A 9,531-nucleotide genomic window follows, 5' to 3' on the forward strand; every position below is an offset into this window, starting at 1 on the left:
ACGAATTGTTTTATCACTGCCTCCTCATTTTTTATTATTCAACTGAAATCAAATATGGATAAACTGGTTGATCACCTTGGTGAATTTCAGTTTCCAAATCTGCATATTTATCGTCTAAGTAATCGGCGACCTTTTGAGCATCATCATCATTACCATCTTGTCCAACAAGAATCGTGATAACTTCACTATCTTCGTCAATCATCTTATCCAACATTTTTTCGGTACCGTCAACGATATCTTCATCATCAACCAAAATCTTGCCGTCAACAATTCCCATGTAATGACCCTTGGTGATCTTCAGCCCATCAATTTCGGTATCACGAATTGCTTGAGTAATTTGACCGCTCTTAACAGTATCCAATGAATCTTCCATGTTTTCCTTGTTATCTTCTAGTTCCGCCTCAGGATTGAATGAAAGCATAGCTGTCATTCCTTGAGAGATAGTCTTTGAAGCCACAATAGCAACTGGAATATCTACTAAATCGATAGCTTGTTTAGCCGCCATAACAATATTTCCGTTATTTGGTAAAACTAGTGCACGTTTAGCATTAGATTTGTTAATAGCATCAACAATATCATTAGTTGATGGATTCATCGTTTGACCACCACTAATTACATGAGTCACGCCTAAACTCTTGAATAGTTCAGTTAGACCTGCACCAGATGAAACAGCAATCACTGCATAATCAACTGGTTCTTGAGGAGCTGGTGTTACAGGTTCATCATCATCAACAATTGTTTCATGTTGTAGACGCATATTATCAATCTTGATCTTCACAAGTGAACCATATTTTCTACCTGCAGCCCAAACTTTATAGGGATAGTTAGTATGAACGTGAACTTTAATTACCTCATCATCAGACACAACGATCAATGAATCACCAATCTTGTCTAAATAATTTCGTAAAGTTTCATTATCAAATTTTTCATCGGTTGTAGCATCTTTACCAATTTCAACCATCATTTCAGTACAATAACCATTCTTGATCTCATCAGTATTGAATTGACCTTGAACTGATTGATGATGATTAGCATTGACCATTTCGGTCATATCTTTTTCATCTGGTGTATAAACTTCGTCGCTGACTTGACCACTCAAGCCTTCTAAAAAGCCCTCATAAATAAAGACTAGACCTTGACCACCAGAATCAACCACACCAACTTCCTTTAAAACAGGAAGCAATGATGGGGTTTTTTCTAATCCAATTTTAGAACCAACCACTACGGCTTTCATAACTTCGGTAATATCGTTGGTAGTCTCTACCTTCTTCATACCGGCCTCAGCACCATATCTAGCAACTGTTAGAATAGTTCCTTCAACTGGTTTCATAACGGCCTTATAGGCTGTTTTAACGCCATCGTCGAATGCTTTAGCAAGATCCATAGCTGTCAAAGTATCTTTTTCTTCAATACTCTTTGAAAAGCCACGGAAAATTTGTGATGTAATAACACCAGAATTTCCACGTGCACCCATTAGAAGTCCCTTAGCAAGTGCTTTACCAAGTATCCCAACGTGATCACTCTCTGATTCATTAACAGCCTTAAAACCGCTTTGTATAGTTAAGCTCATATTGGTTCCGGTGTCGCCATCAGGAACCGGAAAGACGTTAAGTGAGTTTACAAACTTAGCATTTTTTTCAAGTCTGTGCGATGCGATACGCACCATATCTGAAAATTCTTTTTTTGTAATTAGTTCTTTGCTCAAAAGTTTCCCCTCCAACCAGCTTACCTATTCGATATCGTCCAGAACTTTAATTCCTTGAACATATATGTTAACAGTGCCAGCTGGTGTTCCAAGCATTGTCTCTAGGTTATATTTTACTTTTTCTTTTAAATTTTTTGCTACTTCTGATATTTTGATTCCGTATCCGACGATTATGTAGACATCAACGGCCAGTTTACCATCTTCTTGATGGATAACTATACCTCTAGAAAAATCTTCACGGTTCAGAATCGTATTCATACCGTCACGTAATTGGTTTTTGCTTGCCATACCAACGATGCCATAGATATCTGAAGCGGCTCCGCCGACGATCGTAGCAACAGTACTGGTTGAAATTTCAATTTCACCATGTTTTGTTTTTATTGTAACTGCCATATTGTGATCCTCCCATTCTTGGACCTAATCTATCATAAACAATAAAATTCTATCATAGCAACATTTCGAATTAAAGAATTAAACAATAATATTCGATAATTACTCTATTGATTTCATTTCTAAGATATGGTAAATTAGTCAGGTGATATTTTAAGAAAAAAACATGTAGCCAAAGGAGGTCGGTCCCATGGCAAAAGATATTATTACAGGCCGTAAAACAGTGTTCGGTAACAAACGTTCACACGCTCTTAACCAAAGTAAACGTTCTTGGAAGCCAAACTTGCAAAAAGTTCGTATTATGATTGATGGTAAGCCAAAACGTGTATGGGTTTCAGCTAGAGCATTGAAATCAGGAAAAGTTACTCGTGTATAATTATCACCTAACTTTTTAAAAAAGACTAACAATTCGTTGTTGGTCTTTTTTATTTTACTCTATATTATAATATATAAAAAATTAGTTTGGAGGGTCTTTTAATGAAAATTACGATTGGCGAGCAAGATGATAACGATGCCCAACTCTCTTCTGCCATCATCAACGCGCAAGATGGCGACGTGATTGAATTATTGCCGGGAACTTATTTTTCGATCGATGACCCTTTTATTTGTACCGTCAGAAGAAATATATCTCTTATCGGTAAATCAACTAACAAAGATGACGTCAAAGTCTATTGCAGTTTTACTATCGGTGCTGAGAATATTATTATCTTTAAAAACATGGCCATAACTTACACTTCTGACAAGGATAATACCCTGTCAGCATATGATGGTGCTGAAGTCTATGGCGACAATATCTCAATTGACCGTCAGACAAGTGATGACTGGGATACTATTTATGGACAGAATTCTTTCTTTTCATTTAAGGATTCGCAGATTCTAACTGGTGTTAAAACTAAAACTATAGGCTTATCTTTAGAAAATAGTCAATTATTTGCTGATAACACTTTATTTCAATTATTATTTCAAAAAAATTCGCAAACATATTTAAAAAATTCCGTTGTATCTCAAAAATTAGAATTACGACGTTATTCCAAATTGAATTTTAGAAATTTAACAATTGTTTCAAATAATACTCAATTTAAAAATGATTTGGCTGTTAAAAGTAATTCAAAAGTTTCCGGTCAAGATTTAATTTTTGCCAATAACACTCCACAGGTCAGAATTTTAAAAAGTAATTTTGATGTCCATGATTTTCAACCAGAACTTGAACAAATTAATTTTAAATTTGATAATGAATCAAAAATTCAAGTTGATGGAAAAATACTTTCTCATAAAAATAAATAACAAAAAGATGTCACTGGATTAATCAGCGACATCTTTTTGTTAACCGAATTTTATGCTAAGTTGTCCAAACTCTTTGCCAAATCAGTGATCAAATCTTTAGGATCTTCAATTCCGACTGACAAACGAACTAATTGATGTGTAATACCGGCCTTTAATTGTTCCTCAGGTGATAATTCTGCATGAGTCATCTTATATGGCAACTCGATCAAACTTTCAACAGCACCCAAACTAACTGCCAATTGAATCAAACTGGTCCCCTCAACAAACTTTGTAGAGTCCAAACCATCTTTAAGTTCAAATGAAACGATTCCACCAAAACCATCAGTTTCGGCTGTAGCGATTTCATTATCCTTACTACCCTTAATTCCCGGGTAATAAATTTTAGCAATTTCCGATCGACTTTGAAGAAATTCTACTATTTTAGCAGCATTACTCAAATGCCGATCCATTCTAACCGCCAAAGTTTGAATTCCACGACGAACTAAATTGGAATCTTCTGGCGAGAGTGTTGAACCGATACTATTTTGATTGAAATAAATTCGATCAGCAATATCCTGATTCTTGGCAACTGCCATTCCAGCAATCACATCCGAATGACCAGAGAGATATTTAGTAGCAGAATGAATCACAATATCAGCCCCCAAATTTAAAGGTCGTTGTAAATATGGTGATAAGAATGTATTGTCAACAATCGTCAATAAATTATATTTTTTAGCAACCTTAGCTGTTGCTTTGACACTGGTTACATGTAATAAAGGATTAGTAAAACTTTCAAAATAGATAGCTTTCGTATTGGGTTTGATGGCAGCTTCAATTTCTTCAGGGTTTTGTGTATCAACGGCGGTAAATTCAATCTTCCAGCGTTTAAAGAAATCGTTGATGATTCTAAAAGTACCCCCATAGATTTCCTTACCGATGATCAAATGGTCCCCTGGTTTAAAAATAGCTAAAACAGCATGAATGGCAGCTGAGCCTGATGAAAAAGCAAAGCCACGAACCCCATTTTCCAATTGAGCTACTTGATCTTCCAAATAACCACGAGTGGGATTACCTGAACGTTCATAATCATATTTAACCTTCGATTCTACTGATGGATAAATATAAGTAGAAGAATTATAAATGGGAACATTAACAGCTCCAGTATTATTGTCATTTTGTGGTTTTCCATGAACCAATTTAGTATCAAATTCAGTCATAACTTTTACTCCTAGAAATTTATTTATCGAAATAAGACAATGGTTTGTTTACTTCAACTTTAGTCCCGTAATATTTTTTATTAATATATTTTTGGATTTCTTTATTATGATACAGCTTAATTAACTTCTTATAAGTCGGATTATTTTTATTTTTCTCAGCCGTAGCTAAAACATTAACGTTTGATTTAGTATCTTGATCAAGTTTTTCGTGAAAAATGGAGTTTTGCAAAACATGCAAACCACTGTCCAACGCTACACTATTTGAAATCAAAACTATCGGTACGTCATCCATGACTCGCGGCCCAGTTGTTTCGTCAATTTCCTTAAATTTCAGATTCTTCGGATTCTTGGCAACATCATTAACTCCACCTAAGGCGGTAAAACCCTTTTTCAAAGTAATCAAACCAGCTGATTGTAGTAGCAATAAATCACGTGATTCGTCAGCAGGATCGTTGGCAACCGCAACGGTTGTTCCATCAGGAATTTGGCTGATTTTTTTATACTTCTTAGAATAAATTCCTAAGGGTTCCAAGTAAGTTGTTCCTAAAGCCGCTAACTTACCTTTGGGATTTTGTTTGTTATAAGCCTGTAAGTATGACCATGATTGATAGGCATTGACATCAACTTGACCAGAACTAGTAGCTGCATTGATCTGTGAACCATCAGTAATTTCCCTTGTTTTGATATTCAAGCCCATTTTTTTAGCTTGAGGACTCTTAGCAATGTATTCCCAAATGTTTAAATCTGAATGATGCGAGCCAATAATGATGGTGTCACTGTTGCTAGCTTTAGTTTGATTCCCACAACCGGCTAGAAGCACAACTGATAACATTAAAATAACTGAAAAAAATATTTTTTTGATTTTACTCATGTGCTTTTACTCTCCTGTTGTTCTTAAATATGTTTCTATTTAGTCACTAAATCCTTCAGATTATATGATTATCTTGTAGGATCCCATAAGTTACTCTAATAAAAATGGAAATTGATTAGATAATGAAAGGGACCGCGGACGACAATTAGTCGTCCCCATAAGTTACTCTAAGCGACACAGTCGCTAAGAGTAACTAAAAAAAGACCATCCCTACACTGACAGATTTACTCTGCTATGTAGGGACGATCTCCGTGATACCACCCTAATTCATATTTTGCTCACACAAAATACCTCAATGACACTAATGTGTCTTGGATAATATCGCATCCTTGCGTAACTTTGGCTTCCACCTAAGTTAGACTCCAAGTTCATCTTCTGCTAAATTTAGCTCCATCTTTTCACCATCTGATGGTCACTTTTTAAGCTAATATTTAACATACTCTTCTCTTCAATGTCTAATAAAATTAAATATTTTTTAATTAATTAACAATAAATTTACTCTTGATACTATTCCTTGTCAATATTCCTTATATTTTTATAATTATTTCAGAATATTTAGATAATTCTTAGTTTAAGAACAATACGTCAAATTACGTCGTCTCTCTTTGATATTATTTCTTTGTAAATCAATTATTTAAGGGGAATTAAATTATGAAATCTTATTACAAACCATTTGTTTTTGGCTTTGCCGCACTAATGACTCTTACACCGGCCATTAATCTCACTAACGTTGCTGCCGCTACAAATACAAGTTCATCCGCTATCACTCAATCAACTGGTTCTGGATATAACGCACTTTATACACAAATCAAAAGAGCAACTGACGATGAGGATTCTGGTAAATATGGAAATGCTCAACAAATTACCTTACAAAGTGTTATTGATAAATATTATGGAAGACTAGGGAAAATTTCTGATAGCCAAGATATGCAAGATGCTACTGAACTAAAAGATTATTTAGACAAGGGTATTGTTGCATACACAATTGAACCCTTCACATCCGTCTGGATAACTAATATCGAAGATGCTTCTGATTTTTACGGATCTGACTATTCTGCTCCAGCATATGTCTTTAAAGAAGTTAACAAACCTGAATTAAAGAAATTAGATATTGGTGATCATACAGTCGTTGATAAAAACAATCATACAGTAGCTAATAATGAAGTACCTATGTGGATCGATAATGAGGGTTATTTAAATATTGATTCTAATTATTCAATCTATGGTACTCATCCTCAGATCAACGTTATTTATACACGTGATATTGATAAATACAGTAACAATCCTTCAAGTAATTCTACAGACAATCCATGGACTAGTAGTGAAGGTGTTATAACAACAAAACATATGTCATTTTTATATACACTTGATGGTAATAAAGTTGATGATCGTGCCTTATCAGGAAATTCTGCTTGGTATACTGACAGATATGCTACTATCAACGGCGAAAAAATGTACCGTGTATCCACTGATGAGTGGGTTAAATCTTCAGACATAGAATAATTCAATTCTTTAATTTGGTTCAATCATTTAATTATGATTGAACTTTTTTGTTCTATAAAGAATAAAAGTCTTTGACCTGATCGGACCAGCCAAAGATTTTTATATTTTAATTCATGGTCATTCCACCAGTAACGTTAATTCCTTGTCCAGTCATATAATCAGCCAATGGACTAGCTAAAAACAAAACTACATTAGCAACATCTTGTGGCGTACCAGTCCGTCCTAATGGAACTTGGCTATTATCTTCCTGTTCAATTGCATCAGGCGTTAAGCCCCGGATCTTGGCACCGTCTTTTCTTTCCCGATGTTTCATGGACGTTTCGATAATTCCTGGACACACAGCGTTGACATTGATTTGATCATGGGCTACTTCAATTGCCAAAGTCTTGGTCAACCCTAGTACCGCATGTTTAGATGCCACGTAGGCTGACATGGCTCGATAACCATTCTTACCGGCTTGAGAAGCAATCAAAACTACTTTGCCCGGTCGTTTGGCTATGACCATCAATTGCACGATATACTTAGTAACTAAATAAGTTCCGCGTGTATTAACAGCCAAAGTTTTATCAAAATCAGCTGTCTTACTTTCAATCAGATAATCCATGGTCGAAATTCCGGCCACATTGATCAAAATATTCGGTGTTAAATTTTCAATTTTTAATTGTTGAGCCAGGTTTTGAACACTAGCTTCATCACTGACATCCAAATGAATCTGATACTCTTGATCATTTTCCTGTTTAAGTTCGCTATTTTGATAAGCCAGATCAGCTGCAATCACAATAGCTTTCTCACTTTGAAAGGTTGAAACTACCTGTCGACCGATTCCTTGAAAACCACCAGTGACTAAGACAACTTCTTTTTCTAATGATGTGAATAGACTCATAAATTATCCCTCTTTACTAATTAAATTACGTGACGTTCGTAAGGATCGTTAGAAATTCCTTCTTCAAGAATCTTCTTTGACCATTCTTTAGCTGAGAACAATGAGTGATCACGATAGTTACCACAACTGTATTTGTCAGTTCCTTGAACATCTTTCCATTCAACTTTGTTAGCAATGTCATCTAAGGCACCCTTCAAGGCTTTTGCAACTTCAGTAGTTGAATGTTCGCCCCATGTGATCAAATGGAAACCTGTGCGACAACCGAATGGTGAACAATCAATCACACCATCAAGACGGTCTCTCAAAAGTCCGGCCAATAGATGTTCAATTGTGTGTAATCCCGCAGTAGGAATCGCATTTTCATTAGGTTGAACTAGACGTAGATCAAAGTTTGAAATAGCGTCACCTTTTGCTCCGTGTTCCTCTGTGATCAATCTAACGTATGGTGCCTTTACCTTTGTGTGATCCAATGTAAAACTTTCAACTTTAGCCATAATTAATTATCTCCTTAAGATTTTTTATAAAATTTATTTTTCAAAATATGTTAATGGTTTATTTACTTCAATTTTAGTTCCGTAATACTTTTTGTTAATGTACTTTTGAATCGTCTTGTTGTGGTATAACTTGACCAATTTCTTGTAACTAGCATTATTTTTATTTTTAGCTGCGGTAGCAAGGATATTAACGTTGTCTTTGGTGCTTAGATCAATTTTTTCGTGGTAAATTGAATCAGTCAAAACATGTAGACCACTTTCCAAAGCTACGGTATTAGAAATGAGAACAACTGGCACATCGTTTAAAACTCGTGGTCCGGTAGTATCATCGATCTCTTTAAATTTCAAATTCTTCGGATTAGCTGTGATATCTTTGGTATCGCCTAAAGCATTGAAGTTTTTCTTTAAAGTGATCAAACCGGCCTTTTGGAGTAGTAGTAGATCACGTGATGTGTTGGCGGGATTATTAGCAATGGCAACCGTTGTACCATCCGGAATCTCATTAATATTCTTATACTTCTTGGAATAAATTCCCAAAGGCTCCAAGTAGGTGGTTCCTAAGGCACTTAATTTTCCATTAGGATTTTGTTTATTATAGGCTTCGTAGTATGACCATGATTGAAAGGCATTAACATCAACTTGACCTTGGCTTGTGGCATTATTCAATTGTGCTCCGTCAGTGATTTCCTTTGTTTTGATCGTTAAGCCTAATTCCTTAGCTTGTGGACTCTTGGCAATATGTTCCCAAATGTTTAAGTCCGATCCTTGTGAACCAATTGTTATGGTATTACTCTTGGCTGCACTAGCTTGTTTGCCACATCCCACTAATAAGATGACCGACAAAGCTAAAATAACTGTAAAAAATAGCTGCTTCCCTTTTCTCATTTCCATTCTCCTCCTCGTTTTTTCTAATACTTTTCTAATTCTTAAGTTGGCGCTAACCAAAAATTAAACATCTAATACCTCCTCGTAAAACTTATCTAATCCAATTAAAGTATGTGGTAAGGATTCCCAGAAGTCGATTTTAGGATGAAAAGAAATACGGTCGACAGTTAGTCATCCCCATAAGTTTCTCTAAGCGATAAAATCGCTAAAGGCATGGAATACGGTCGACAGTTAGTCGTCCCCATAAGTTTCTCTAAGCGATAAAATCGCTAAAGGCATGGAATACGGTCGACAGTTAGTCGTCCCCATAAGTTTCTCTA

The 9,531-nt window shown here is 35.4% G+C and carries 10 protein-coding genes; 3 read left to right on the top strand and 7 right to left on the bottom strand.

Annotated elements, in window-relative coordinates; translation table 11 throughout:
- Nucleotides 1–34: 34 nt before the first annotated feature.
- Both IV57_RS01530 and IV57_RS01535 read right to left on the bottom strand, forming a co-directional pair.
- Nucleotides 35–1,666, bottom strand: coding sequence for a DAK2 domain-containing protein (locus IV57_RS01530; RefSeq protein ID WP_057879740.1), 1,632 nt, complete (start codon nt 1,664–1,666; stop codon nt 35–37).
- Between the two features lie 63 nt (nt 1,667–1,729).
- A complete protein-coding gene (locus IV57_RS01535) occupies nt 1,730–2,098 on the bottom strand; it encodes an Asp23/Gls24 family envelope stress response protein (RefSeq protein WP_057879721.1) in 369 nt (122 codons plus the stop codon).
- A 187-nt stretch (nt 2,099–2,285) separates the two neighbouring features.
- Here IV57_RS01535 and rpmB point away from each other — a divergent pair, with 187 nt between their 5' ends.
- On the top strand, nt 2,286–2,471 hold the full coding sequence (gene rpmB, locus IV57_RS01540; protein WP_054641956.1) for a 50S ribosomal protein L28: 186 nt from the start codon (nt 2,286–2,288) through the stop codon (nt 2,469–2,471).
- A gap of 101 nt (nt 2,472–2,572) precedes the next feature.
- Complete coding sequence (locus IV57_RS01545; RefSeq protein ID WP_057879722.1) at nt 2,573–3,379, top strand: hypothetical protein; 807 nt, start codon at nt 2,573–2,575, stop codon at nt 3,377–3,379.
- A 50-nt stretch (nt 3,380–3,429) separates the two neighbouring features.
- Here the strand turns inward: IV57_RS01545 and IV57_RS01550 are convergent, their stop codons facing one another.
- Together IV57_RS01550 and IV57_RS01555 are read right to left on the bottom strand one after the other, a co-directional pair.
- Entirely contained in the window at nt 3,430–4,575 is a 1,146-nt protein-coding gene (locus IV57_RS01550) for a trans-sulfuration enzyme family protein (RefSeq protein ID WP_057879723.1), read from the bottom strand.
- Nucleotides 4,576–4,594: 19 nt separating this feature from the next.
- Nucleotides 4,595–5,407 carry a MetQ/NlpA family ABC transporter substrate-binding protein gene (locus IV57_RS01555; RefSeq protein WP_236704299.1) on the bottom strand — a complete coding sequence of 271 codons (813 nt, stop codon included), beginning with the start codon at nt 5,405–5,407 and terminating at the stop codon, nt 4,595–4,597.
- A 690-nt stretch (nt 5,408–6,097) separates the two neighbouring features.
- Between IV57_RS01555 and IV57_RS01560 the strand changes: the two genes are divergently transcribed.
- Nucleotides 6,098–6,949, top strand: coding sequence for an SLAP domain-containing protein (locus IV57_RS01560; RefSeq protein WP_057879725.1), 852 nt, complete (start codon nt 6,098–6,100; stop codon nt 6,947–6,949).
- A gap of 106 nt (nt 6,950–7,055) precedes the next feature.
- On the opposite strand, the gene IV57_RS01565 is transcribed toward IV57_RS01560, so the two are convergent.
- Genes IV57_RS01565 through IV57_RS01575 form a run of 3 tightly spaced genes read right to left on the bottom strand, consistent with a single transcriptional unit; the run spans nt 7,056 to nt 9,211 of the window.
- Nucleotides 7,056–7,832 (bottom strand): SDR family oxidoreductase, encoded by a 777-nt coding sequence (locus IV57_RS01565; RefSeq protein WP_057879726.1) that lies wholly within the window; start codon nt 7,830–7,832, stop codon nt 7,056–7,058.
- Between the two features lie 20 nt (nt 7,833–7,852).
- Nucleotides 7,853–8,326 carry an S-ribosylhomocysteine lyase gene (locus IV57_RS01570; protein ID WP_057879727.1) on the bottom strand — a complete coding sequence of 158 codons (474 nt, stop codon included), beginning with the start codon at nt 8,324–8,326 and terminating at the stop codon, nt 7,853–7,855.
- Between the two features lie 33 nt (nt 8,327–8,359).
- Nucleotides 8,360–9,211: a MetQ/NlpA family ABC transporter substrate-binding protein gene (locus tag IV57_RS01575; RefSeq protein WP_057879728.1), complete on the bottom strand. Its 852-nt coding sequence runs from the start codon at nt 9,209–9,211 to the stop codon at nt 8,360–8,362.
- Nucleotides 9,212–9,531 lie beyond the last annotated feature (320 nt).

The sequence above is a fragment of the Companilactobacillus kimchiensis genome, from assembly GCF_001438805.1.
In the GTDB taxonomy this organism is placed as follows: domain Bacteria; phylum Bacillota; class Bacilli; order Lactobacillales; family Lactobacillaceae; genus Companilactobacillus; species Companilactobacillus kimchiensis.

Coding starts and splice junctions, on each gene's coding strand:
- IV57_RS01530 (WP_057879740.1), bottom strand. CDS start 1,666: ATGGTGCGTATCGCATCGCACAGACTTGAAAAAAATGCTAAGTTTGTA.
- IV57_RS01535 (WP_057879721.1), bottom strand. CDS start 2,098: ATGGCAGTTACAATAAAAACAAAACATGGTGAAATTGAAATTTCAACC.
- rpmB (WP_054641956.1), top strand. CDS start 2,286: ATGGCAAAAGATATTATTACAGGCCGTAAAACAGTGTTCGGTAACAAA.
- IV57_RS01545 (WP_057879722.1), top strand. CDS start 2,573: ATGAAAATTACGATTGGCGAGCAAGATGATAACGATGCCCAACTCTCT.
- IV57_RS01550 (WP_057879723.1), bottom strand. CDS start 4,575: ATGACTGAATTTGATACTAAATTGGTTCATGGAAAACCACAAAATGAC.
- IV57_RS01555 (WP_236704299.1), bottom strand. CDS start 5,407: ATGTTATCAGTTGTGCTTCTAGCCGGTTGTGGGAATCAAACTAAAGCT.
- IV57_RS01560 (WP_057879725.1), top strand. CDS start 6,098: ATGAAATCTTATTACAAACCATTTGTTTTTGGCTTTGCCGCACTAATG.
- IV57_RS01565 (WP_057879726.1), bottom strand. CDS start 7,832: ATGAGTCTATTCACATCATTAGAAAAAGAAGTTGTCTTAGTCACTGGT.
- IV57_RS01570 (WP_057879727.1), bottom strand. CDS start 8,326: ATGGCTAAAGTTGAAAGTTTTACATTGGATCACACAAAGGTAAAGGCA.
- IV57_RS01575 (WP_057879728.1), bottom strand. CDS start 9,211: ATGAGAAAAGGGAAGCAGCTATTTTTTACAGTTATTTTAGCTTTGTCG.